This is a genomic window from Flavobacterium beibuense F44-8 (assembly GCF_000769915.1).
In the GTDB taxonomy this organism is placed as follows: domain Bacteria; phylum Bacteroidota; class Bacteroidia; order Flavobacteriales; family Flavobacteriaceae; genus Flavobacterium; species Flavobacterium beibuense.
In genome coordinates this window covers 13,128-36,962 of sequence record NZ_JRLV01000015.1, presented here as the reverse complement: position 1 = coordinate 36,962, position 23,835 = coordinate 13,128, and the positions used below count along the sequence as shown (strand labels likewise).

Here is a 23,835-nt window from a genome sequence, read left to right as displayed (position 1 = left end):
AATAATTTACAAATGCAGTACCTTAGCATTTTTATTTTTTCAATTATTTTCCTCAATTAAAACCTTGTGAAACGCAATGCCCAAAAGAACGATTTCTAAAATCAGATTATTTTTAAGAAATAACTTTAGGCGTCTTGAAACCCTGTTTTTTTTACTTAAAAGCCTTTTGTCCGAAAGGCATTTTATATACCTGTCGTGTGTATTAGTATCAATCACCACAGGGTTTGCGGTAATTATACTTAAAGGGTTTGCCCATAATGTTTTCCGTTTTGCTAACTATGTAAACAGTTACCTTAAACTTCCGTTTATTAACAGTATACTGCCTATAGTGGGTATAGTGCTAACGGTATGGGTAGTGCGCAGGGTGCTTAACAATAAAATTGAGAAAGGAAGCTCACGCATACTCTATGCTGTGGCAAAAAAAGGCGGTATTATTCCGCGTTCGCAAATGTATGCCCAAATACTAACCAGTTCCCTTACCGTAGGTTTAGGAGGATCGGCAGGACTTGAGTCGCCCATAACCATTACGGGTGCAGCCTTTGGGTCTAACTTTGCACAAAAATACAAGCTCTCTAAAAAAGACAGGATACTACTGCTGGCCTGTGGTGTAGCTGCCGGTATTGCCGCAGCGTTTAACGCTCCTATTGCCGGGGTACTTTTTGCCATAGAGGTAGTACTTACCGATGTTACCATAACCGCCTTTATCCCTATTATGATATCGGCTGCTACAGGTGCACTGGTTTCTACCATTGTACTTAACGAAGAGGTATTACTTACCTTCCCTAAAGAACAGTCGTTTGACTATCACAACATACATTACTACGTACTGCTGGGTATACTGGCAGGTTTTGTATCGTTATACCATGCCCGTACGTTTCAGCGTATAGAGGAACATTTTGCCCGTACCAAAATGGGACAGTACCGCAAGGCACTGTATGGAGCCATTCCGCTGGCAATACTTATTTTCTTTTTCCCTACCCTGTTTGGTGAGGGTTATGAAAGTCTTAAAGTACTATCGGGTCTAAACCCCGAAGCTATTATGGAAAACACCCTTGTGGAAAGTCTTAAAGACAACGCCTGGATACTGTTACTGTTTGCAGGGGTTACCATGCTGTTAAAGGTATTTGCAACGGGGTTAACGCTTTCCTGTGGAGGTAATGGCGGTAACTTTGCCCCTTCCCTATTTGTAGGATCGTACCTTGGTTTCTTTGTAGCCAAACTTATAACCCTTACAGGACTGGATAAAGACCTGCCTGTGGGTAACTTTACCATAGTAGGTATGGCAGGTATTTTGAGCGGACTTTTCCATGCGCCGCTAACAGCCATATTCCTTATTGGGGAGATTACCGGTGGTTACAGCCTTATGCTTCCGCTAATGATAGTATCTTCCATCAGTTTTGCTGTATCAAAACAGTTTGAGGTACACTCAATGGACGTAAAACACCTAGCCGACAAGGGTGAGGTATTTACATCTGATAAAGACAGAAATGTACTTAACTCCATTGACATACTTAACGTAGTGACTACCGATGTTCCTACGCTGTTGCCTACCCAAACACCAGACGATGTTATACAACTGCTTAGTACTACCAACCAGAGTATTTTTGCCGTGGTAGACGATAAAAAACGACTGGTGGGTATGATAGACTTTAACGCTATAAGACACATAGCCTTTAGTCCATTTAAAATAAAATACTCTAAACTGGAAGAACTTATGAGCCCTGTGGGTGATACAGTATCGCTGGAAGATTCGGTAGAAATGATAATGGATAAGTTTGATGCCACTAAGGCCGAATACTACCCTATACTGAAAGACGATAAGTTTTACGGACTGGTATTTAAGTCAAAAATACTGAAAGACTACAGGGATAAGCATATAGAGATGATTATTGAGTAACGATCTATGCGCCGTTACCATCCCATTTTGATAAGACCTCTTTAGGTTCGGTAAGTTCCAGCTCCTTAGTAATAGCGTGTATGTCCCTAAACAGGTTAGCACCTTTATTTTCGCTCACCACACATTTTACGCTGTAAGAATCGTTATTTCTGTTTTCAACCTCTACAAGGTCAATCAGTTTTTTACTGCTTGGTATTATAGGCTTACCTATTACCTTATCCTTATAATAATCAACCAGGTAAACCGCTTCTTTGTAACTGTACATAATATTCGATTTCAGTAAATGTACATAAAAGCTATTGGAATTCAGAATTTTGAGCAGGTTAATTCGTTAAAGCTAACCAAACTTCAAAAACTTACTGATTAATTAAAAAACTTTTACATTTCCCAATAATAAAGTTCCACATAGCTAATCTTAAATCCCTCATTGGTTTTGATTAAGGTAAGATCTGTACAAATCGAATCACTATCACCATAATTGGTATAACAAACCGTATAAATATAATTTTTAGGGTCTTTATTTTTAACCTCCAGTGTTGGAATCCAATCTACATTCCAATCCTGAGCAGTCAAAAAGGGATCTAGCTCAAGTCCTCCGGCTATTATCTTATCAGCTAGTTCTTTTGTACAGTATTTCTTTATAACTGCATCAATTTTTGGTCCGGCTTCCCGTGGAGGAATCTCGGATAGAGATAGATATTCGGTATAAAAGGAAATAAGCATTTCAGATGCCAGTTTATAGTCAAGAGACTGTTGCTTTGGCGCTGATGTAATGTCTTTACAGGACACTATAAAAAGCACCGATAATAATAAAATAATCTTCTTCATAAGGTGATAAAATTACATCCCAAATATAAGAGAATTATACATTTGCCGTTAGGTAATAAACAGTTGTTTGTTTATGAAAAACACCTTACTCAAAACTTTTATAATAGTATTTATAAGCGCCTTGCTTACAGGTTGTTCGCACACTGTTGCATATAAAAATGCTTCCAACTATGATTTTATAGTTTATAATGAAAAAATGGAAATAAGCCACGAAGGTTTTCCCGAACATATACTCCAACAGATTGACTATTTTAATACTGCTACAGATGATATAGATATTTTGCAAATCAAACGGGTTAATGATTGTTTTGATAGTTATATTCAATACAAACGTATATCATTATCTAATAACAAGCTAACAGGTACAGATAACGGAAAAAATCTCATTTTTACCGCAGATGAAGTAGCTGAATTTTTAATGACTTTTAAAAACGTACCTGCCAAAAACACATGTATATTCTCGCTTTCAAACCAGTCTACTCTTCACGTTAGAGATACCTACTATATTAAAATTAAGGGAGAAGAAATATATTCTTTCTCCTTAGACAGACATCTTGATAAAATTGCAAAGGCAGGAAGGGAAGAACTGTTTAAATATACAGATTATATTAATACCCTAAAAGCTAAAGAGTAACCATAGCCCTGACTTTTTGGTTCATTTGTGTCAGGACAAAAGGACAAAACCGCAACTGTCATTGCGAGGAGGAACGACGCGGCAATCTAAAAGAGATTCCTCCATTACGCTATCGCTTCAGTCGGAATGGAAAAGAGATTCTTCCTTTCGTCAGGATGACACACTCAACTGTCATTTTGAGCGCAACGAAGTGGAGTCGAAAAATCTCCTAATGAAAAACAGAGACAAACGTCATTCTGTTTTGATGGCATGAAATAAATAGATTCTTTTATTAAGAATGAAAAGCAAATATCCCGCTATCTTTGCACAAATTTTACAAAATCATTATCACGTTCATGCCAATAAAAAAGATTAAAAAAACCTATCGCAAAACCCGCTACGTTTTGTACAGGGAAACTTTAGTAGACTTTAGAGAACATTTTTGGGCTTTTATAGGCTCATTTATAGGTCTAGGTATAATTGCCTATTTGCAGTACGGATTAATACCTGAAAGAGAGCTAGTGTTCTTAATAGGATCTTTTGGAGCTACCTGCGTATTGGTATATGGAGTAATTGAGAGTCCGTTAGCACAACCGCGCAACTTAATTGGCGGACACGTTATATCGGCCATAATTGGCGTAACGGTACAAAAAATATTACCCGATTTGCTATGGGTAGCTGCGCCTCTTGCAGTATCATTATCCATTGTAATGATGCAAATAACCAAAACCCTGCACCCACCCGGTGGCGCAACAGCTTTAATCGCAGCAACAGCATCACCACAAATAAAAGCACTGGGTTATATGTATGTGTTATCGCCTGTACTATCAGGATGTTTAATACTGCTTGCCATAGCACTTATTTTTAATAACCTTACCCCATACAGAAAATACCCATCGCACACAGCCCGAAAAAAATACAAACAGATATACAAAAGGCTGACAAAGAAAAAGTAAACCAGTTATTATTTTAAATGATGAATTTTAAATTTTAAATGAGATCCTTCCTATCGTAAGGATGACAAACTCAACTGTCATTACGAGAAGGAACGACGAAGTAATCTAAAAGAGATTCCTCCGTTACGCTACCGCTACAGTCGGAATGGAAACAAGATCCTTCCTAGCATCAGGATGGCACAACCAACTGTCATTTTGAGCGCAACGAAGTGAAGTCGAAAAATCTAATTAAAATAAAAGATTGCAACACTCCATTACATTACGCTCGCAATGACAGCAAGAGTAAGCAAACGGCATTAGGTTTTGATGGCGTAAAGTAAATTAGTGAAAGAGGCGTAAAAAAGCATCTGCTGTTTAAGGCAAGAGCCGAGTTCAGATGGTTTAGCCGAAAGAGGTAATTTATAGCCTGAAGAACCATAGCCGCAGTCACGCCATAGCGTGATCGTTCTTTTGTGTCAAGACAAAAGGACAAAACCTCAACTGTCATCACGTTCAGTATGTCATGTCGACGGCAGGAGACATCTCTATTCATAGTTCAGAGATTCCTCCGTTACGCTATCGCTTCAGTCGGAATGGAAAAGAGATCTTTCGTATCGTCAGGATGACAACATCTTGCGTCATTGCGAGGAGGAACGACGAAGTAATCTAATACAGATTGCCACGCTCCATTACATTACGCTCGCAATGACGTAAGAGTAAGCAAACGGCATTAGGTTTTGAAGGCGTAAAGTAAATTAGCGAAAGAGGCGTAAAAAAGCATCTGCTGTTTGAGGCAAGAGCCGAGTTCAGATGGTTTAGCCTAAAGAGGTAATTTATAGCCTGAGAAACCATAGCCGCAGTCACGCCATAGCGTGATCGTTCTTTTGTGTCAAGACAAAAGGACAAAACCTCAACTGTCATCACGTTCAGTATGTCATGTCGACGGCAGGAGACATCTCTATTCATAGTTCAGAGATTCCTCCGTTACGCTATCGCTTCAGTCGGAATGGAAAAGAGATCTTTCGTATCGTCAGGATGACAACATCTTGCGTCATTGCGAGGAGGAACGACGAAGTAATCTAATACAGATTGCCACGCTCCATTACATTACGCTCGCAATGACGTAAGAGTAAGCAAACGGCATTAGGTTTTGAAGGCGTAAAGTAAATTAGCGAAAGAGGCGTAAAAAAGCATCTGCTGTTTGAGGCAAGAGCCGAGTTCAGATGGTTTAGCCTAAAGAGGTAATTTATAGCCTGAGAAACCATAGCCGCAGTCACGCCATAGCGTGATCGTTCTTTTGTGTCAAGACAAAAGGACAAAACCTTAACTGTCATCACGTTCAGTATGTCATGTCGACGGCAGGAGACATCTCTATTCATAGTTCAGAGATTCCTCCATTACGCTATCGCTTCAGTCGGAATGGAAAAAAGATCCTTCCTAACGTCAGGATGACAAGCCTGTGCGTCATTGCGAGGAGGAACGACGAAGTAATCTAATACAGATTGCCACGCTCCATTGCATTACGCTCGTAATGACAGCAGGCATCTCTTTTAATCTTTAAACCTTAAATTAACCCCAATAAAAAAGGCTGCCGAAGCAGCCTTTTAAAATATTACTTGTTACCTTTTTCGTAGTCGGCAATAAACTGAGCCAAACCACTATCGGTAAGTGGGTGTTTTAATAAACCTGTAATTGCGCTTAGAGGACCTGTCATAACATCGGCACCAATTTTAGCACAGTTAACAATGTGCATAGTGTGGCGTACAGATGCAGCAAGAATTTCGGTTTCAAAACCGTAGTTGTCATACACCTGACGGATCTCTTCGATAAGTGTTAAACCATCTGTAGAGATATCATCCAGACGACCGATAAACGGAGACACATAACCAGCTCCTGCCTTAGCAGCAAGTAAAGCCTGACCTACAGAGAAAACAAGCGTTACGTTTGTTTTGATACCTTTATCAGAGAAATACTTAGCAGCCTTAACACCATCTTTAGTCATAGGTATTTTAACTACAATTTGCTCGTGCAGTTCGGCAAGCTCTTCACCTTCTTTAATCATACCTTCAAAATCGGTAGCGATAACCTCAGCGCTTACGTCGCCGTCTACAATATTACAGATGTCAACATAATGTTTCAAAATGTTGTTTCTTCCTGTAATGCCTTCTTTCGCCATTAGAGATGGGTTAGTTGTAACTCCGTCTAAAACGCCAAGCTCCTGAGCTTCCTTAATCTGGTCAAGATTAGCTGTGTCGATAAAAAATTTCATGTTATATTAAATTATGTTGCTTACTAATTAAAAGGTATATGATACCATAACACCTGCATTAAATCTTAAAAAGTTTTGCATTCCTTTGTCTTGTTTTTCCCCAAAGCCGTCTGGTCCTTCAATATGATAATCTGACATTAATGCATACAACATACCTATTTTAGGCCCTACCAAAAAGCCTTGAAAAGGATTATAAGAATAACTTAAAGAACATCCAATACCTAATCCTTTTGACGTTACATTATAGTCACCAAGAGCATATACTTTATTTTTATATCTTACATAACCAATTGTTGGTTCATAAGAAAGGTAAAATCTTCTGCTCCTATTTCTTACCAACTGAGAAACACCAATATACGATATTGTAACATCTTCCGAAGCATCTCCTACTCCTACCTCATTATTTGGTGCAAGAATATCTATATCAGATACACTTACAGAAGAGCTAAACCTATTGTATCTTATTCCCCACCCCAAGTTTGGTCTGGGCATATAATAAGCACTCAGTTCAACAGAAACTCCATTTCGTAAACCATCAAGATCATCTGCATTTCTGGCACTAAAAGTCAAATCCTGTGAGTCTATCATATAGCTATAACTAACATTACCATTAACTGTAAAATCCCCAACTACCTGAGAGTAAACAGAAAAACAGCCAGCAAAAAACACAACTGCTACAATAAAAAATGAACGCATAGTAAGGTAATTTGGTTAGTTAGCTAAAATGTTAATTTTTTAAAATGCAAAACTACAATTTATAATGATTCATTAACAACTTTTCATACACTTTATCAGGCAGTAACCTTTTCAAAACGATAGAAAACTTTTGCATAAATGCCCCCACCTTGTAGTGTACTTTAGGGTTAGGGTCTTTCATTATAGAGTAAACCGCTTCGGCCATTTCAAGCGGATTGCTACCACCATCCACGTGATCGTTCATCATATTAAGCGTATTGCCATATGGGGTTTCGTATGGCGAACCCTTTACAAGCGGAGCATGGTAACGCCCTGCGGCAATGTTTGTGGCAAAATCGCCCGGAGCAATATTAGTAATGGTAACCCCAAAACCTTTAACCTCCATACGAAGGCCTTCGGTAATAAGTTCTAGTGCTCCTTTTGAAGCCGAATAAACACTGCGGTATGGCAGCCCCATGTATCCGGCAATAGAAGTAACGTTGATTATAAGTCCGTTTTTCTGCTCACGCATTTGTGGCATCACGGCTTTCATTACCTCTATAGGTCCAAAAACATTGGTTTCAAAGTTGTTTCTAATTTCATCGGCAGGGATTTCCTCAAGCGGACCCGTTATACCAACTCCGGCATTATTGATAAGCACATCCAGCCTGCCCTCTTTCTCAATCACTTCGGCAACTGCAGCCTTAATAGTAACAGCATCACGAACATCAAGCGCCACAAGCGGAAACTTAGAACCGGTTACCCTTTGCGGGTTACGGCTTGTACCATAAACGGTATAGCCTTTTTCAGATAAAAATTCGCCTATGGATTTTCCTATACCCGAAGATCCTCCGGTAATAAAAACAACTCTCTTCATTATTGGTTAATTGGAGATTTATAATTGAATGGCGAAAATACGGATTTTAAGTTAAAGACAATTAGATAATAAATGAGAGACGGAAGACTATTATAAATGATGAATTTTGAATTTTAAATGAGATCCCTCCTATCGTCAGGATGACAAGCCTGTGTGTCATTGCGAGGAGGAACGAAGAAGTAATCTAATAGAGATTCCTCCATTACGCTATCGCTCCAGTCGGAATGGAAAAGAGATCCTTCCTAATGTCAGGATGACAAGCAAGAGTAAGCAAACGGCATTAGGTTTTGATGGCGTAAAGTAAATTAGTGAAAGAGGCGTAAAAAAGCATCTGCTGTTTGAGGCGATAGCCGAGCTCAGATGGTTTAGCCGAAAGAGGTAATTTATAGCCTGAGAAACCTTAGCCTTGACTTTTTCGTTCTTTTGTGTCAAAACAAAAGGACAAAACCTCAACTGTCATTGCGAGGAGGAATGACGAAGTAATCTAATAGAGATTCCTCCATTACGCTATCGCTCCAGTCGGAATGGAAAAGAGATCCTTCCTATCGTCAGGATGACAAGCAGAGTAAGCAAACGGCATTAGGTTTTAAAGGCGTTAAGTAAATTAGCGAAAGAGGCGTAAAAAAGCATCTGCTGTTTGAGGCAATAGCCGAGCTCAGATGGTTTAGCCGAAAAAGGTAATTTATAGCCTGAGAAACTTTAGCCTTGACTTTTTCGTTCTTTTGTGTCAAAACAAAAGGACAAAACCTCAACTGTCATTGCGAGGAGGAATGACGAAGTAATCTAATAGAGATTCCTCCATTACGCTATCGCTCCAGTCGGAATGGAAAAGAGATCCTTCCTATCGTCAGGATGACAAGCAGAGTAAGCAAACGGCATTAGGTTTTAAAGGCGTTAAGTAAATTAGCGAAAGAGGCGTAAAAAAGCATCTGCTGTTTGAGGCAATAGCCGAGTTCAGATGGTTTAGCCGAAAAAGGTAATTTATAGCCTGAGAAACTTTAGCCTTGACTTTTTCGTTCTTTTGTGTCAAGACAAAAGGACAAAACCTCAACTGTCATTGCGAGGAGGAACGACGAAGTAATCTAATAGAGATTCCTCCGTTACGTTATCACTTCAGTCGGAATGTAAAAGAGATCTTTCCTATCGTCAGGATGACAAACTCAACTGTCATTTTGAGCGAAACGAAGTGGAGTCGAAAAATCTCTTAATGAAAACAGTCACAAACGGCATTAGGATTTAAACCTTTTCACTGTTTTGGTGACAGGATAAAAAAACAATTACCCCTATAAACAAAAAAATCTCCCATTGGGAGACCGCTTTTATAAAAGAAAAAAATGGCAAGCGACCTACATCGCACCGCTACAACCGTATACCTTTGCTGCGTTCCCGCCCTGGAGGATTCTACAGGAGCTGGTCGTGTAGGACTTGCCGGTGCAAATATACAATCTTTTTGTATTTTCGCAAAGGTCATTGCCAATTGTAAAATACAATTGTATATTGTAATCACTATTAATACAATCATGAAAAAACATAACTTATTAGCATTCATTTTATTGGGAGCTGCCGCAATGAGCTGTGACGGCGGAAAAAATTCTCAAAAAAATTTATTTAAGCTCGACACAACAGGTCTAAAACAGCTATATCACCCTAATGAAACGTTTCCTTTAGGTATAGAAAACCCTAAAAATGCAACTATCGACTCGGTTATTTACTACATAAACGACACTAAAGTGGGTAGCGTTACCGGAAACACTAAACTAGATTTTAAATTTGAAAACGAAAAATTTGGGTACAAAAACATCAAAGCACTTGTTTATAGTGACGGAGATAACAGCGAAGTTACCGGGCGTGTAGAACTGGGCAGTGGCGTTACACCTACCAAACTGGAGTACGAACTGGTTAATACCTACCCTCACGATATGCAGGCCTACACACAGGGACTGGAATTTTACCGTGATACGCTTATTGAAAGTACCGGAAGACGCGGACTATCGACTCTTCGAAAAACCAACTACAAAACCGGAGAGGTATACAAAAAAACCGAACTGGAAGGCAAATACTTTGGCGAAGGCATCACCGTAGTAGACAATAAAATATATATGCTAACATGGCAAAGCCGAACAGGTTTTGTTTTTAATGCTGATACTTTTGAAAGACTTGAAGAATTTAAATACTTCAAAGAAATTGAAGGCTGGGGACTTACTCACGACGACGACAAGTATATATATATGAGCGACGGAACCGAAAAGATTTGGAAACTGGACCCTAAAACCCTTAAAGAGGTTGATTATGTAAATGTATATACTACTAACAGTAAAATCAAATCGGTTAACGAACTGGAGTGGATAGAAGGTAAAATATACGGTAACGTATACCAAACAGACGGTATTGCCGTAATAGACCCTGCTACAGGAGCTGTAGAACATATATTGGATATAAGTCCGCTAAAAAAACAGGTTACCATGCACCCTGATATGGATGTGCTAAACGGTATTGCCTACAACCCTAAAACCAAAACCATTTTTATTACCGGTAAAAACTGGGATAAAATGTTTGAAATAAGGGTAAAACAATAAAACTGTTTTTACACTGTTATATATAAGCTCCCTTCGGGGAGCTTTTTTATTATCTTAGAGTTGATTATTAAACGTATGAAAAAACTAACACTCCTTTTAGTTATTCCCTTAACAATAATAGCCTTTACATTTTTAACTCCATACAGTATAGTTGAAGTTGAAGATGTAGATAATCTTTTTGTTTTAGGCTACCCTTTTATATATGAGGCTCCTGCTTTTCATACCTCTTTGGCAAGTCAGTTTTTTATATTACCCCTCCTGGCCGACTTACTAATATACTTTACAACACTCTATATAATAATAGCACTTATAAACAGAGTTCGAAAAATTAACCTTCCTAAATTTATATCTATACCGCTTTTAACTATTGCCACCTTATCACTTGCCATAAAACTTTTCCTCATATTTATACTATATAATGATAACAGGTATGAACTCATGCCATCGTTTGAAATGAAAGTACTAAATACGCATGTAGGATCTCCACTTACCTCTCCTAGAAAATTACCACCTGACAATCAATAAAATATCTGTTAAAAACATAGCTTTTTATGGGATTCCTCCTTTTATCTCAACGTTGAGATATTTATATTTGTTTACCTAAGCAATAACAAATACCCAAAAAACTATGCAAACCGATTTCAAAATTACACACCAAACAGTGGTTAACGCCCATGTTAGTGATGTATGGAAAGCCCTTACCGACCCCAAAATGGTTAGGCAGTATTTTTTTGGCTCCAATCTCGAAACCACATGGAAAGTAGGAAAGCCTATTCGCTTTTATGGCGAATATAAAGGCACACGTTATGAGGACAAAGGTATTGTACTGGAGTATAACGAAAACGATAAGCTGTCCTACAGCTATCACAGCAGCTGGACTGCCCTGCCCGATGAACCTCATCACTACCTTGAGGTTTCCTATAAGGTAAAAAAAATTCCCGGCGGAACAGAACTCACCATATCACAAACCAATTACGACGAAGAAAAAGCCTTACACTCCCTTCAAAACTGGGAAGTAGTAACCAACAGACTTAAAGAACTTATTGAACAGTAGATCTTTTTGATTATTATAAATGATGAATTTTAAATTTTTAAGGAGATCCTTCCTATCGTCAGGATGACAACCTGTGCGTCATTGCGAGGAGGAACGACGAAGTAATCTAATAACGATTGCCACGCTCCATTACATTACTTTTGCAATGACAAAACGAATCAGCGTAGTATGGAGCCCTTTTGTGCTCAGTATGCCATGTCGACAGCAGGAGACATCTCTATTCAAAGTTCAGAGATTCCTCCATTACACTATCGCTTCAGTCGGAATGAAAAGAGATCCTCCTAGCGTCAGGATACAAAAAAATAAAAAAGCCCCGGTTATCAATCGGGGCTTTTTACATAAATCAACTTAAACCAAACCATACACTGATTAAATCATGTATATGAAATCCAAACTATTTTAATTGTGCATTAATACAGTATCAATTACATGTATAACACCATTTTTCTGATTCACATCGGCAATAGTAATTTTAGCTCTTCCGCCTTTCTCATCCATAACCCATACATCATTACCATCAAGCATAAAAGTAAGTTCGCCGCCCTGTACTGTTTTTGCGACATATTTACCATTACCTTTTTTAATAGCCTTAACAACATCGGCAGCACTCCATTTACCAGCCACCACATGGTAAGTTAATACACTTTGAAGCATTTTCTTGTTTTCGGGTTTTAAAAGGGTCTCTACAGTTCCTTTAGGTAATTTGTCAAAAGCTTCGTTTGTTGGAGCAAACACGGTAAACGGTCCGGCACCTTTAAGGGTTTCTACCAGTCCGGCAGCCTTAACAGCCGCAACCAGGGTAGTATGATCCTTAGAGTTTACGGCATTATCTACAATGTCTTTAGTAGGATACATAGGTGCACCACCTACCATAACGGTTTTTTGCGCATAGGAAACCGTACCTAAAAGCAGCATAAAAGCCACTATTGCAATCGGATAAATTCTTTTAAGGTTTTTCATAATTGGAAAAATTAACGTTTTATAGGAAGATTTACGTCGTTCATCGATTTTTGGTTTTAATTAAACAATCTTTTATAAAATTTTAACTAATTTTCGATCAAATCAGTAAGCAACCTATGAAGACACATTTAAAATATATAGGTAAAAACGTTAGCTTACAAGCACTTAAAGATGTAGTTACTGAAAAGGGCCTTAACACAACCCATAAACTTTTGTTAAATCCGCAGGATTATAACACGGTGATTTTGGAACAGGCCAATTTGTTTGAAGAAGTGCAGCAAATTCCGCTAACGGTAAACGGCATAGTGATAGAAAAAGACGACGATAAAGAAATCCCATACGGAACAGTAGGGATAACATAAAACATTAAAATTAAAAAACTAATGCAATAAAATATTTGAATACACACAAACCAACCAACCAATAATTATCCACCAAAAACAAATTACAAACATGCTAAGCGGATTTATCGAACTAAGTTCCGGTCAAATCTTTACCATCAAATGGAAAGGTTATGACGAGATCATTAAGCTCACTTTAAACGAGTTAGCAGGCCTTAGCCCAAAGGCCACTTCTAAAAACCTAATCAATAGGCTAAAGTCGCACATTCCACCGCAGGGTTTTAACGAACGCTACGAAATGGGATGGGGTTTTATTGACAGTTTAGAGCATAAAACCATTTGCCGAAGACTTGAAGTATGCAGCCTGTGTGATGATGAGCAGCAACTTTTTTGGGCTGCTGTAGAAAGAGGTTACTCCAAACTTTTACAAAGCTGTGACGAATACATGCACTTGCAGCCGCAATATGTAAAAGACCTGCTTGATTTTAAAACAGGTACCGGGTTAACCAACTAAAAAAATCACTACCACATTAAAAACAGTTATGTGACAGCACCCTAGCTAAGTGCTGCCCTAAATTCTGTTTGCCAGCTAATTAAGTGCAATAGCTTTTGCTAATGCGCCGGGGGAGAATTTTGTTTACTCTTTTTAGACAATTTGCTTTTTCAACTTTAACTGTATTAAAATTATGGAACCGTTTTTTTTAGCCCATAGTCTAGGCATACTAACAATATATGTGTTTTTTACCGCGATTATCATATCGCTTATTATTATAACAATGCTGAATTACGCCTTTTCAAAAAAAATTAAGAACTGGTGGCAAATAATAGCATTCATTTTGGTTGCCTTGCTTGTCCCTGTAGGGGTTTGCAAGTGTGTAATAAGTTTTATCGGATTTATTTAAAAGTATTATTGAGGAATTTACTTTGCTATTTTATATACTAATTGCCTGAAAGCAAAACAAGCTAGGTACGTTATCATTGTGGGGGATTACAAACTAACTTTCTTTCGGGCAATTTTTTTTTAAAGATTGTCATTAAGTGAATGCCTTTTATGGCAAACACATTTAAACATACAGGCCGTAACCTTACCTATCGGCAAAACAGGCAGCATTTTTAAATGCTATTTGGGAAAACAATAGTCCCTACTATTATATATTTTCTTCAAAAAAAATTGCCTGAAATGAGGTGCAGCCTGCGTCATGAGGGATTAAAGGAGGCCAATACGTTCGGGCAGTTTTTTAAAACTGTAAACAATGCACCACGGTGCTTCGATTAATATACGTTCTTATTTGAGATTAATATTTAGTATTACTTTGTTATTCTAATTGCCCTTGAGCTAGTTAGGTGCGTTATCATGGGGGATCACAGCTGAACTTATAAGTCTCTTGGGCAATTTTTTAACTTATTTAAACTTTACTCTACTCTGTTTTACTCTATATCTATTTTTATCAAAAACGCGGAAGCCTGCTATATCTAGCAGGCTTCTTCATTTTATATAGGTATTGTTTTTAGTTTACATGATATAAACACCGCCATTACCGGCTTTAGCATTAACCTTAAACTGCAGTATTACACTATCGCTGTTTTGCAGGCTGTTTACTAAATAATCACTTACCGTAGGCATAACGCCGTCAACAGTAGTAGTAAGTATTGAATTTGGCGCTTTGTACTCTCCGCTGGTTATAGATTCTACCCCATCCCTACCAACAAACTCTACCTTTTCTTTCATTAAACTGTTATCCAGAAAAAGATACTGCTTAACCCGAGCCTCGCCATTTTTAAACTCAATGGTAGCAACGATATCTGTAATACCGTTTTCTTCCTTTTCGGCAATAAGATCTCTAAACTCATCAATAATTTCGGTAAGGTTTTTATCAGATTTAGCTTTTAGCTCCTTCATATTGGCATAACTGTACAATAAGGAAAAGTCGATATTCAGGTTCCAGTGTACATCAGTAAACAGGTTGGAGAAATCCATTCCTTTATACGCCTCTATAGATGCTTCTGCCTGTTTCTGTTGGATTGTAGTATCGTTATCCATAGCGTCTTCGGTACTACAGGAAATCATCCCTGTTCCCATTGCCGCCATAAAGGCTAAGTAAACTGCTTTTTTCATAAATCAAAGGTTTTAATAGGTGTGTTAAAAAAAACTGGTTGTTAACTTATAACGCTAAAAATAGTGAATAAATTATATTGCTGAAAGCTTACTGCTCTTCATGACAATAACCACCACATTCACATAACAATCCGGGATTTTGTACTTCAAATATATTTTTAAGTGTATTAACAAGCTTCATATGATTTTCAAAAGAATACATACACGCTGTATTGACCCAGTAAATTAAATGAGCTTTTCTAAAAATAAAATCGTTTGTATAAGTCAAACCGGGTGCGCCCTGTTGTTGAGTTCCTTCTGTTATTAATACTTTAAATGCTTTTATTGCATTATCTTCATTATCATATTGAAGGATATAAAACTTATGTCCTAATGCATATTGATAGTTTTTGTTTGCTACAGATAAAAACTGATATTCGGTCGTTATCACTAATCCCTGTTTAACTTTAGCTTTATTAGTATTATCAAAAGCCCTAACAATACCGGGAGCAGTCATTTTATTTATAATAAGCTTTGATATACCCGTATGTTCAAACAAAAGTGAATCGGCAGCTTTTTTATACAACTCAATACGGTTTACACCTACAGGCAGTCGTTGTGCATTTGCCTGTTGAAAAACAAAAAAAAGCAATATTGATGTAAGCCACCTCATGCCTCTGACCTGTTTTGTTTGTACCGTTTAATATTATCCCAAACAATAATCAATACAAACCACACAACAGGTAAAATATTTACAGTATTAGGTAACCCCTTATTGAGACCAAACACATATAAAGTAATCCCCGTCACTATGTAAATATAAAAGAGCTGCAAACATCTCTTAACAAACAATGTAACAGCAGGGTGATCTACATTTCCAACCTCTTCACCATTTTTCCATTTCCTGTAACGAATAACGTTACTCCTTACAACAATAAATGTAAACAGTAATATAGGTAATGCTAACTCCCAACTTAACAGAATCGACTCAAAAGGAGAAAACAGTGAAACGATTTTAACCAATGCCATAAAGCACGTAAATATTAAAAAAACCTGAAATGATCGTTTTAAAATATGGTAAATAATACTTTTTTTATCCATCGTTGTAAGGTGTTGTTTTAAGTTTAGTTACAGTACAGGCTTATTACATCGCGTCCTTCTATGGTAAAGCCCAGCTCTTTTGCTTTTTTAAAATCAGTGCAGGCTCCCTCATAGTCGGGTTCGGTTAGCTTTGCCTTACACATGGCGCGAGAGTAATATACCTCCCCCGGGTAATCAGTCCCCAGTTCAATAGCCTCGGTGTAATCTTTTATAGCGCTAAGATAATCTTTACTACTGTAAAAAGCCTCACCACGGCAACGCAAAACACGTGCGGTTTCTCGGTTATAGGCCATTGCTTTATTAAACGTCGCTATGGCATCCAGGTATTTACGGGTACTCACCTCTTTTGCTCCTCTTCGCATTAGCTTTTCAAAATCATCGTCAACAGGAACTTCTTTTGCAACAGTATCGGTCACCACAGGTTTTTGTACATCAGGCTGTTCTGTGGCTTCCTGCTCGGTTTTTGCCTTACCTTTTTTAACTCTGTGCTTAGCATACTCCTGTGCCTGTAGGCCGGTATAGGTAAATAAAACTATCAGTATTAAAAAAATCCTTTTCATTGTAAGCTTATTTAAGGGCTAAGGTATTAATTATAACGTATAATACACAAGCATAGTACGGTAATCTAATCACAATCAGCATCAAGTACTGATCTATCACCACCCAATGCTCCTGTTGCACGGGCAATAGCAATATCGGCACATTTTCTCTCTTTATCTCCCTCACCATCACGCGAACCATAAGCCAGTCCACGCATCATACACAAATTTCCTTTTGCATTTTCATGTGGTAGCTTTGTTTCTTCCAAAGCTCTGGTATAGTCACTTATACACTGATCAAATTCCTTAAGTGAAAAATAGCAATTTCCTCTTAAAAGTAATACCAAATATTCATTTTCAGGCGGACTTATAACTAAGGCTTCGTTAAAAATAGTAATCGCCTGTTTAAACTCTTTAGCAACGGCAAGTTGGCGTGCTTTTTCAAAAAGCTCATCAAATTCGCTTTTAGGCTCTTCTGCCAGCTGAGTCTCGGCAATAATAATATCATCCGTCTTTTCCGGTTGGGTAAACACAGTATCTTTTACCCTTGTAGTTTTGTATTTGGGATAATTTTGAGCATTTACCGAAAAACTTATAGCGATACACAAGACAAAAAATACATATCTATACATAGGGATAATTTTTAATTATTTTAAAAAAGTAAATATCTTTAATCACAATCGGCATCTATAGCTTTATCTCCTTTTAAATTTCCATACTCTCTCGCCTTCTTAAAATCATCACATCTATACAAGTCATCTTCTTTATCAGTTGTTTGAAGCGCTAAACATGCTCTCATAAGATGAGCATACCCTAAGTGTCCTTTATGAATTGTACTGTTTTCCTCAATTATCCTTGTAAAATCTGCCGATGCTTTATCAACATCCGTCATCGCTACATAAGTATTACCTCTACATTCTAATGCATACCATTCATTATCTTTCGTACTGACATTAAAAGCGTCTGTAAAATAACTTACTGATTTTTTGTAATCACCCTCTTTAAAAGCTTCTTTCCCCTTTCTTATAAGCTCATCAAATTCGCTTTTAGGCTCTTCTGCCAGCTGAGTTTCAGCTATAATAATTTCATTGGTCTTTTCCGGTTGGGCAAACACAGTATCTTTCACCCTTGTGGTTTTGTATTTGGGATAATTTTGGGCATTAGCTGTTAAACAGAAACCCAAAAACAACAGTGAAGTTAAATATCTCATAGTAAGGAGGTTTAAAAAGCTAATATACAAATTTTCGCACAGCAACATAGCCTTGACCTTTTCGGTCTTTTATGTCAAGACAAAAGGACAAAACTTCAACCGTCATTACGTTCAGTATGCCATGTCAACAGCAGGAGACATCTCTATTCAACATTAAGAGATTCCTCCATTTCGCTACCGCTACAGTCGGAATGGAAAAGAAATCCTTCCTATCGTCAGTATGACAAAGCGTTGCTGTCATTGCGAGGAGGAACGACGCGCAATCTATATAACACTATAAATGAGATTGCCACGCTTCATTACATTACGCTCGCAATGACAACATCTGAGTAAGCAAACGGCATTAGCTTTTGATGGTATAACCTTAAAATCTTAGTAACATAGGATCTGAATATCTCAGCACATAAAAAAAGCCCTGACCAATGGTCAGGGCTTTGATATTTAAAAGAGGAATTAGTGATTATTTCTCACCTTTTTCCATTCTTTCTTTTAATTCAGCAAGTGCATCGATATCACCTAGAGTGGTTTTCTCTGCATTGTTGTTAGAGTTGTTAGACTCGTTGTTAGCCTTAACATTTTTCTCTTCTTCTTCTCTAAAGATAGCAGTGTGAGAAGCTACAACTCTTTTGAATTCTTTATTGAATTCAATTACTTTAAAGTCAGCGCTTTCACCTTTCTTAAGTTTTTTACCATCTTCTTTCTCAAGGTGTCTTGTAGGGATGAAAGCAACGATATCGTCACCAAACTCTACAGTAGCACCTTTGTCAACGATCTCAGCAATCTCACCTGTGTGAACAGTACCTACTGCAAAAGACTCTTCATATTTATCCCATGGGTTAGCAGTAGTTTGCTTGTGGCCAAGAGATAATTTACGTCCTTCTACATCAAGTTCAAGAACAATAACATCAAGTTTATCACCTACGTTTACAAACTCAGATGGGTGCTTGATTTTCTTAGTCCAAGATAGGTCAGAGATATAAATTAAACCGTCAATACCTTCTTCTAGCTCTACGAATATACCAAAGTTAGTGAAGTTTCTAACGATACCTGTGTGTTTAGAACCTACAGGGTATTTAGCTGTGATGTCAGTCCATGGATCTTGAGAAAGTTGCTTAATACCTAGAGACATTTTACGGTCTTCTCTGTCAAGAGTTAAGATAACTGCTTCTACCTCATCACCAACTTTTACGAAATCCTGAGCAGATCTTAGGTGCGTAGACCAAGACATTTCAGAAACGTGGATTAAACCTTCTACACCTTCAGCAACTTCGATAAACGCACCGTAGTCAGCAATAACTACTACTTTACCTTTAACTTTGTCACCTACTGCAAGGTTTGCATCAAGTGCATCCCATGGGTGAGGGTGTAATTGTTTAAGACCAAGTTGGATTCTTGTTTTCTCATCATCAAAGTCAAGGATAACCACGTTAAGTTTTTGGTCAAGTTCAAGAACTTCACTTGGGTGGTTAATTCTGCTCCAAGAAAGGTCAGTGATGTGGATAAGTCCGTCAACACCTCCAAGGTCGATAAATACACCGTAAGAAGTAATGTTTTTAACAACACCTTCAAGTACCTGGCCTTTTTCAAGCTGACCGATGATTTCTTTCTTCTGTACTTCGATATCCGCTTCGATAAGCGCTTTGTGTGAAACTACTACGTTTTTGAATTCGTGGTTGATTTTAACAACTTTGAACTCCATAGTTTTGTTTACATATTGGTCGTAATCCCTGATAGGCTTAACATCAATTTGAGAACCTGGTAAGAATGCTTCAATACCAAATACGTCAACGATCATACCACCTTTAGTTCTGCACTTAACGAAACCGTTAACGATTTCACCTGTTTCATGAGCATTGATAACTCTGTCCCAAGCTTTAATTGTACGTGCTTTTTTGTGGGATAATACTAACTGTCCTGATTTATCTTCACGAACGTCGATTAATACCTCTACTTTGTCCCCTACTTTTAGGTTAGGGTTGTAACGGAATTCATTTAAAGAGATAACACCTTCAGATTTAGCGTTGATATCAACGATAGCATCTCTGTCAGTGATTCTTACTACTGTACCCTCTACTACTTCATCATTATCAGTAGAAATGAAAGTTTTTTCAACTAGCTCTTCAAACTCTCTTAGGTGTTGCTCATCTACAGGATCAATACCTTCTTCGAAGTTATGCCAGTTAAACTCTTTTAAAAATTCCTCTTGTGTTTTTACTTGTTCAGACATTGCTGATCTAATAATTTGTATCCCGTTGTTTTGCCGGTTTCTTTGGGCAGTAACAAAACGCTACGGAAGTGTTTTACATATTTGATTTTAAACCTTTTAGAAACCATCTCCTGCTAAAAGGTGCGCAAAGGTACAAAACTTTTATAATTCTACAAAACATTTACAAACAATGCTTTAGCAACACAACATTATCACACCCTGATTATTGTAAAATTTTACACACAATTTGTTATAAACATAACTTTTAAAAACAAATTATTTAACATATATTTTATATAGATTATTTTATTTACCTTAGAACCCGGAAACAACTTGAAATTAAGTCCTAAAAACTTAATTTTTTTATGAAATTATCAATCAATCACACCTATTTAAAACTACATTTTCTAAACCGGAACTTTGTAACACTACTCCTATTGCTTTTTTTTAGCACAGCTGCCTATTCTCAGCTTAGTGTAACAATGGTAAGCAAAACAGATGAAACCTGTCCCGGTAACGGCTCCATTACACTGGCTGCACAAAATGCACAAACAGGAACAGATGTATATTATATAGTATACAAACTACCCGATATAGATAACCCCATTTGGAACTCTACTAACCCGGTAGTTACCAGCCTTACCGATGGCACTTACAGAATAGTAGTTAAACAGGGAGCAACCACATCGGCACCCATTGAGGTTATAATTGAAGATAACACACAAACCGTAGCCTACTCTATCACAACAACAGATCCCGTTTGTAACGACGGAGTTATAAACATAACCGTAAACAGCGGCACACCTGTAAGCTACGAGATAATAAGCGGACCGGTTACCTTTCCGCCACAAACCACCCCTTCGTTTACTGATTTACCTGCAGGTATATATACCGTAAGGGTAAACGACAACTGTGGATTTGGTGTACCACAGGCCGTAACACTTTTCTCACAGTCAGAAGAGCTCATACTGGGAGATACAGCAGGATTACCAGACGTGGAACTACCGGGCTGTGACCTGGTAACGGTGACAAATACATTATATACTACCGAGTTTGAAGTTGCAACTACAGTACAAAGTATAATACTTACCGTATACCCTCCGGGGGGAGGCACACCTATAGTAGTAGAAGGGCTATACGACACTATGAATTTAATAACATCTGCAGTCATACCTTTATATTATGAACAAACATACTACTATGACATTGAAGTAACAGACAACTGTACTACCTACACTCAACACTGTGAAGTATATGTAACAATGCTTTCTGTAGTACAGTTTGATAATGCTAACTGTTTTGGTAAAAAATTACTCCTTCAACCCTTTAAGTTTGTAGGTCCTTATACCATTACTTTTGAAACATACCCAGCCGGATGGGACCCTGAATTAGCAAACGATAATTATCCGGGACCTTATGTTGCAGATGACGATCAAATAGAATTTGGCAATGAGCAATACGAATGTCCTTATGGTGTTTATACAGGCTATATTGCTGATTCCTGCGGACGTGTAGGACCATTTACAATTGAGATTGAAGAAATAGATGTAGTCCCCGTTGCCAGTCCAAGTCAGGCAGATTGTAGTACACTACTGGGATCGGTAGAGATATCCATACCGGGACTTGTTATGGCTACTGCCGAAATTGTACAGGCTCCCGATGAGTACCCTAACCCGCTACCCGATGATGTAATGGAGTACTACGAATATTCTGATGAACCGGGCGAAGAAATAAACGTTCTTACAATACCGGGATTACCGCCGGGACTATATGTTGTTATGCTTACCGATGAGTGCGGCAAGGAATACGATCCTATTGAGTTTGTTATTGAGGTATCCGATCCCGATATCCCTACAGGGCAAAGGGTAGATTGTCAGGAAGGCTATGCAACACTTTTTGTAGCAACACAAAAACCTCCCATATCCGAAGCGTATATTACAGCTGCTCCGGCAGCTTTTGGCGAAGCACTCCCTTATGATATTATGCCGTTTTCTACATCTCCGGCAACCATATATATGGATAACCTGCCCGCAGGCTCATATACCATAGAGGTTACCGATGACTGTGGTTTAAAAACAAAAACAATAAACCTTAACGGCTACCAAATCAATTCGACCGAAGTAGATGTTACCCTTAACTGTGGTTCTTTTGATGTGTATGTATCCCATAGCAGTAATGCCATCAATCAGGTTAAATACTGGCTCCAGCAGTACAATGAGACAACAGATACATGGCGCATTCCAGGCGGTGATACAGATTATATAGAAGGTACAGAACCTGATGTAGATACAGCTATTGAGCTAACTAATAACCAAACGCTATATAGTGTAGCTTATTATGGGACATTCAGAGTGATAAAATCGTTCTCTACTTATGGTAGTGGTGTCAGTAAAAAAACCTGTATTGAAATACTGGAAGAGTTTATTGTACCAAACGGACTCCTTATTAGCGATATTTTAAATATTGCCTGCGACGGTGGTGCAACAAACGATGTACTGGTTAATGCCACAGGTGTAGAACCGCTTACCTACCGTATTATAGAAATGAACGGCGACCCCGTAATGATAGATAACGGTACCAGTAATATTTTTTACGGACTGGAAACGGCCTCTTACCTCCTACAGGTAGAAGACCCTTGTGGTACCATAGTACCAATGTATTTTAATGTAAACGACCTGCCTTCACTGGTTACGGCAAACACCGCTCCAGATATTATACTGTGTGATGTAGGCAACGATGGTGACGAAGAGTTTAACCTTGCTGCACAGGTGGCATTTGTACTGGACAATCAGGATCCTGATTTAGTAACCATTACCTTCCACATCAGTGAGAGTGATGCCGATGCAGGTACTAACCCGTTACCGGATACCTATACATCGGGTAATGCCACCATATACGCCAGGGCAACACATAGTGCCAACCCCGACTGTGTATCTATATCACAATTTGAGCTTATATTACAGGAAGCCCCTGCGCTTAATATGGACGATTTCTATGCTCTTTGCGAAGGTCAAAGTACTACAGTTACCGCGCCAGATGGCTACCAAAGCTATGAATGGTCTACAGGAGAGACTACACAAAGTGTAACCTTTACCGATAGCGGAAATTACACCGTTACCGCCACAAACGAAAACGGATGCCAAACTACACATTCCTTTACAGTTACTATGACTGCCATTCCGCGTATTGCACAAGTTGATATTACCGACTGGACTACAGCCGAAAACACTATAAATGTAATTGTAGAACCATCACAATACCCACAGGAGTTTGAATATTCACTGGACGGGTATATCTATCAGGATTCGCCATTATTCACAAACCTAACCCCCGGGCCATACACTGTGTATGTAAGGGATAAATACGACTGTGGCGCTGATCTTGGTGATGTATACCTGCTTACCTACCCTAAGTTCTTTACGCCAAACGGCGACGGAGTAAACGAAACATGGCGCATACAGTACTCTTTCTTTGAGCCCGATATGGAAATCTATATATTTGACAGGTACGGTAAACTCATTATTTCCTTTGGCCCTAACTACGAGGGTTGGGACGGAACCTTCCACGGTAACAGGCTGCCTAGTACTGATTACTGGTTCCTTGTTAAACGCCAGGACGGACGCGAACACAAAGGGCATTTCTCTATGGTAAGGTAGTAT

24 protein-coding genes and 1 other RNA gene are annotated in these 23,835 nt (G+C 38.3%); 9 read left to right on the top strand and 16 right to left on the bottom strand.

Going from position 1 to position 23,835, the window contains the following annotated elements:
* Positions 1-76: 76 nt before the first annotated feature.
* A complete protein-coding gene (locus Q763_RS12280; RefSeq protein ID WP_052123430.1) occupies positions 77-1,897 on the top strand; it encodes a chloride channel protein in 1,821 nt (606 codons plus the stop codon).
* 4 nt (positions 1,898-1,901) lie between these two features.
* Here the strand turns inward: Q763_RS12280 and Q763_RS12275 are convergent, their stop codons facing one another.
* Positions 1,902-2,162: a hypothetical protein gene (locus tag Q763_RS12275; protein ID WP_035134711.1), complete on the bottom strand. Its 261-nt coding sequence runs from the start codon at positions 2,160-2,162 to the stop codon at positions 1,902-1,904.
* A gap of 113 nt (positions 2,163-2,275) precedes the next feature.
* Complete coding sequence (locus Q763_RS12270) at positions 2,276-2,725, bottom strand: DUF3828 domain-containing protein (RefSeq protein WP_035134709.1); 450 nt, start codon at positions 2,723-2,725, stop codon at positions 2,276-2,278.
* A gap of 73 nt (positions 2,726-2,798) precedes the next feature.
* Between Q763_RS12270 and Q763_RS12265 the strand changes: the two genes are divergently transcribed.
* Both Q763_RS12265 and Q763_RS12260 read left to right on the top strand, forming a co-directional pair.
* The gene (locus tag Q763_RS12265) at positions 2,799-3,359 is read left to right on the top strand and encodes a hypothetical protein (protein ID WP_035134707.1); all 561 of its coding nucleotides are present in this window, start codon (positions 2,799-2,801) and stop codon (positions 3,357-3,359) included.
* 335 nt (positions 3,360-3,694) lie between these two features.
* A complete protein-coding gene (locus Q763_RS12260) occupies positions 3,695-4,294 on the top strand; it encodes an HPP family protein (RefSeq protein WP_035134705.1) in 600 nt (199 codons plus the stop codon).
* 645 nt (positions 4,295-4,939) lie between these two features.
* Here Q763_RS12260 and Q763_RS17960 read toward each other — a convergent pair.
* The 6 genes from Q763_RS17960 to ffs form a co-directional block, all read right to left on the bottom strand.
* Entirely contained in the window at positions 4,940-5,239 is a 300-nt protein-coding gene (locus tag Q763_RS17960; RefSeq protein WP_198133470.1) for a hypothetical protein, read from the bottom strand.
* 113 nt (positions 5,240-5,352) lie between these two features.
* Positions 5,353-5,652, bottom strand: coding sequence for a hypothetical protein (locus Q763_RS17955; RefSeq protein WP_198133469.1), 300 nt, complete (start codon positions 5,650-5,652; stop codon positions 5,353-5,355).
* Positions 5,653-5,885: 233 nt separating this feature from the next.
* Positions 5,886-6,542, bottom strand: a complete 657-nt coding sequence (gene fsa, locus Q763_RS12255; RefSeq protein WP_035134703.1) for a fructose-6-phosphate aldolase — start codon at positions 6,540-6,542, stop codon at positions 5,886-5,888.
* Positions 6,543-6,569: 27 nt separating this feature from the next.
* Entirely contained in the window at positions 6,570-7,238 is a 669-nt protein-coding gene (locus Q763_RS12250; RefSeq protein ID WP_035134701.1) for a hypothetical protein, read from the bottom strand.
* Between the two features lie 52 nt (positions 7,239-7,290).
* Complete coding sequence (locus Q763_RS12245) at positions 7,291-8,094, bottom strand: SDR family oxidoreductase (RefSeq protein ID WP_035134699.1); 804 nt, start codon at positions 8,092-8,094, stop codon at positions 7,291-7,293.
* 1,332 nt (positions 8,095-9,426) lie between these two features.
* Positions 9,427-9,525: signal recognition particle sRNA small type (gene ffs, locus Q763_RS17735), an RNA gene on the bottom strand.
* Between the two features lie 89 nt (positions 9,526-9,614).
* On the opposite strand from ffs, the gene Q763_RS12240 reads away from it, so the two are divergent.
* The 3 genes from Q763_RS12240 (at position 9,615) to Q763_RS12230 (ending at position 11,724) form a co-directional block, all read left to right on the top strand.
* Entirely contained in the window at positions 9,615-10,670 is a 1,056-nt protein-coding gene (locus Q763_RS12240; protein ID WP_035134909.1) for a glutaminyl-peptide cyclotransferase, read from the top strand.
* A 75-nt stretch (positions 10,671-10,745) separates the two neighbouring features.
* Positions 10,746-11,195 carry a hypothetical protein gene (locus Q763_RS12235; protein ID WP_035134697.1) on the top strand — a complete coding sequence of 150 codons (450 nt, stop codon included), beginning with the start codon at positions 10,746-10,748 and terminating at the stop codon, positions 11,193-11,195.
* Between the two features lie 103 nt (positions 11,196-11,298).
* Entirely contained in the window at positions 11,299-11,724 is a 426-nt protein-coding gene (locus Q763_RS12230; RefSeq protein WP_052123429.1) for an SRPBCC family protein, read from the top strand.
* Between the two features lie 399 nt (positions 11,725-12,123).
* Here the strand turns inward: Q763_RS12230 and Q763_RS12225 are convergent, their stop codons facing one another.
* Positions 12,124-12,684, bottom strand: coding sequence for a fasciclin domain-containing protein (locus tag Q763_RS12225; protein WP_084596065.1), 561 nt, complete (start codon positions 12,682-12,684; stop codon positions 12,124-12,126).
* A 116-nt stretch (positions 12,685-12,800) separates the two neighbouring features.
* On the opposite strand from Q763_RS12225, the gene Q763_RS12220 reads away from it, so the two are divergent.
* Both Q763_RS12220 and Q763_RS12215 read left to right on the top strand, forming a co-directional pair.
* Entirely contained in the window at positions 12,801-13,046 is a 246-nt protein-coding gene (locus Q763_RS12220) for a hypothetical protein (RefSeq protein WP_035134695.1), read from the top strand.
* 91 nt (positions 13,047-13,137) lie between these two features.
* Positions 13,138-13,539 carry a hypothetical protein gene (locus Q763_RS12215; protein ID WP_035134693.1) on the top strand — a complete coding sequence of 134 codons (402 nt, stop codon included), beginning with the start codon at positions 13,138-13,140 and terminating at the stop codon, positions 13,537-13,539.
* A 999-nt stretch (positions 13,540-14,538) separates the two neighbouring features.
* Here Q763_RS12215 and Q763_RS12205 read toward each other — a convergent pair.
* The 7 genes from Q763_RS12205 to rpsA all read right to left on the bottom strand — a co-directional run bounded on the left by Q763_RS12205 (position 14,539) and on the right by rpsA (position 20,197).
* Positions 14,539-15,141, bottom strand: coding sequence for a hypothetical protein (locus Q763_RS12205; RefSeq protein WP_035134689.1), 603 nt, complete (start codon positions 15,139-15,141; stop codon positions 14,539-14,541).
* Positions 15,142-15,229: 88 nt separating this feature from the next.
* Positions 15,230-15,793, bottom strand: coding sequence for a hypothetical protein (locus Q763_RS12200; protein WP_035134687.1), 564 nt, complete (start codon positions 15,791-15,793; stop codon positions 15,230-15,232).
* Positions 15,790-16,149: a hypothetical protein gene (locus tag Q763_RS12195; RefSeq protein ID WP_035134685.1), complete on the bottom strand. Its 360-nt coding sequence runs from the start codon at positions 16,147-16,149 to the stop codon at positions 15,790-15,792. Before Q763_RS12195 ends, Q763_RS12200 begins: the two co-directional genes overlap by 4 nt.
* Before the next feature lie 95 nt (positions 16,150-16,244).
* The gene (locus tag Q763_RS12190; RefSeq protein WP_035134683.1) at positions 16,245-16,781 is read right to left on the bottom strand and encodes a tetratricopeptide repeat protein; all 537 of its coding nucleotides are present in this window, start codon (positions 16,779-16,781) and stop codon (positions 16,245-16,247) included.
* A 65-nt stretch (positions 16,782-16,846) separates the two neighbouring features.
* Positions 16,847-17,392, bottom strand: a complete 546-nt coding sequence (locus tag Q763_RS12185) for a tetratricopeptide repeat protein (RefSeq protein ID WP_035134681.1) — start codon at positions 17,390-17,392, stop codon at positions 16,847-16,849.
* A 38-nt stretch (positions 17,393-17,430) separates the two neighbouring features.
* On the bottom strand, positions 17,431-17,970 hold the full coding sequence (locus tag Q763_RS12180) for a tetratricopeptide repeat protein (RefSeq protein WP_035134679.1): 540 nt from the start codon (positions 17,968-17,970) through the stop codon (positions 17,431-17,433).
* Between the two features lie 460 nt (positions 17,971-18,430).
* Positions 18,431-20,197, bottom strand: a complete 1,767-nt coding sequence (gene rpsA / locus Q763_RS12175) for a 30S ribosomal protein S1 (protein WP_035134677.1) — start codon at positions 20,195-20,197, stop codon at positions 18,431-18,433.
* Positions 20,198-20,541: 344 nt separating this feature from the next.
* Here rpsA and Q763_RS12170 point away from each other — a divergent pair, with 344 nt between their 5' ends.
* Positions 20,542-23,832: a T9SS type B sorting domain-containing protein gene (locus Q763_RS12170; protein ID WP_084596064.1), complete on the top strand. Its 3,291-nt coding sequence runs from the start codon at positions 20,542-20,544 to the stop codon at positions 23,830-23,832.
* The last annotated feature ends 3 nt before the right edge of the window (positions 23,833-23,835 follow it).

Coding starts and splice junctions, on each gene's coding strand:
- Q763_RS12245 (WP_035134699.1), bottom strand. CDS start 8,094: ATGAAGAGAGTTGTTTTTATTACCGGAGGATCTTCGGGTATAGGAAAA.
- Q763_RS17955 (WP_198133469.1), bottom strand. CDS start 5,652: ATGAATAGAGATGTCTCCTGCCGTCGACATGACATACTGAACGTGATG.
- Q763_RS12200 (WP_035134687.1), bottom strand. CDS start 15,793: ATGAGGTGGCTTACATCAATATTGCTTTTTTTTGTTTTTCAACAGGCA.
- fsa (WP_035134703.1), bottom strand. CDS start 6,542: ATGAAATTTTTTATCGACACAGCTAATCTTGACCAGATTAAGGAAGCT.
- Q763_RS12270 (WP_035134709.1), bottom strand. CDS start 2,725: ATGAAGAAGATTATTTTATTATTATCGGTGCTTTTTATAGTGTCCTGT.
- Q763_RS12265 (WP_035134707.1), top strand. CDS start 2,799: ATGAAAAACACCTTACTCAAAACTTTTATAATAGTATTTATAAGCGCC.
- Q763_RS12240 (WP_035134909.1), top strand. CDS start 9,615: ATGAAAAAACATAACTTATTAGCATTCATTTTATTGGGAGCTGCCGCA.
- Q763_RS12185 (WP_035134681.1), bottom strand. CDS start 17,392: ATGTATAGATATGTATTTTTTGTCTTGTGTATCGCTATAAGTTTTTCG.
- Q763_RS12225 (WP_084596065.1), bottom strand. CDS start 12,684: ATGAAAAACCTTAAAAGAATTTATCCGATTGCAATAGTGGCTTTTATG.
- Q763_RS12250 (WP_035134701.1), bottom strand. CDS start 7,238: ATGCGTTCATTTTTTATTGTAGCAGTTGTGTTTTTTGCTGGCTGTTTT.
- Q763_RS12215 (WP_035134693.1), top strand. CDS start 13,138: ATGCTAAGCGGATTTATCGAACTAAGTTCCGGTCAAATCTTTACCATC.
- Q763_RS12220 (WP_035134695.1), top strand. CDS start 12,801: ATGAAGACACATTTAAAATATATAGGTAAAAACGTTAGCTTACAAGCA.
- Q763_RS12260 (WP_035134705.1), top strand. CDS start 3,695: ATGCCAATAAAAAAGATTAAAAAAACCTATCGCAAAACCCGCTACGTT.
- Q763_RS12235 (WP_035134697.1), top strand. CDS start 10,746: ATGAAAAAACTAACACTCCTTTTAGTTATTCCCTTAACAATAATAGCC.
- Q763_RS12230 (WP_052123429.1), top strand. CDS start 11,299: ATGCAAACCGATTTCAAAATTACACACCAAACAGTGGTTAACGCCCAT.
- Q763_RS12195 (WP_035134685.1), bottom strand. CDS start 16,149: ATGGCATTGGTTAAAATCGTTTCACTGTTTTCTCCTTTTGAGTCGATT.
- Q763_RS12205 (WP_035134689.1), bottom strand. CDS start 15,141: ATGAAAAAAGCAGTTTACTTAGCCTTTATGGCGGCAATGGGAACAGGG.
- Q763_RS12275 (WP_035134711.1), bottom strand. CDS start 2,162: ATGTACAGTTACAAAGAAGCGGTTTACCTGGTTGATTATTATAAGGAT.
- Q763_RS12280 (WP_052123430.1), top strand. CDS start 77: ATGCCCAAAAGAACGATTTCTAAAATCAGATTATTTTTAAGAAATAAC.
- Q763_RS12180 (WP_035134679.1), bottom strand. CDS start 17,970: ATGAGATATTTAACTTCACTGTTGTTTTTGGGTTTCTGTTTAACAGCT.
- Q763_RS12170 (WP_084596064.1), top strand. CDS start 20,542: ATGAAATTATCAATCAATCACACCTATTTAAAACTACATTTTCTAAAC.
- Q763_RS17960 (WP_198133470.1), bottom strand. CDS start 5,239: ATGAATAGAGATGTCTCCTGCCGTCGACATGACATACTGAACGTGATG.
- Q763_RS12190 (WP_035134683.1), bottom strand. CDS start 16,781: ATGAAAAGGATTTTTTTAATACTGATAGTTTTATTTACCTATACCGGC.
- rpsA (WP_035134677.1), bottom strand. CDS start 20,197: ATGTCTGAACAAGTAAAAACACAAGAGGAATTTTTAAAAGAGTTTAAC.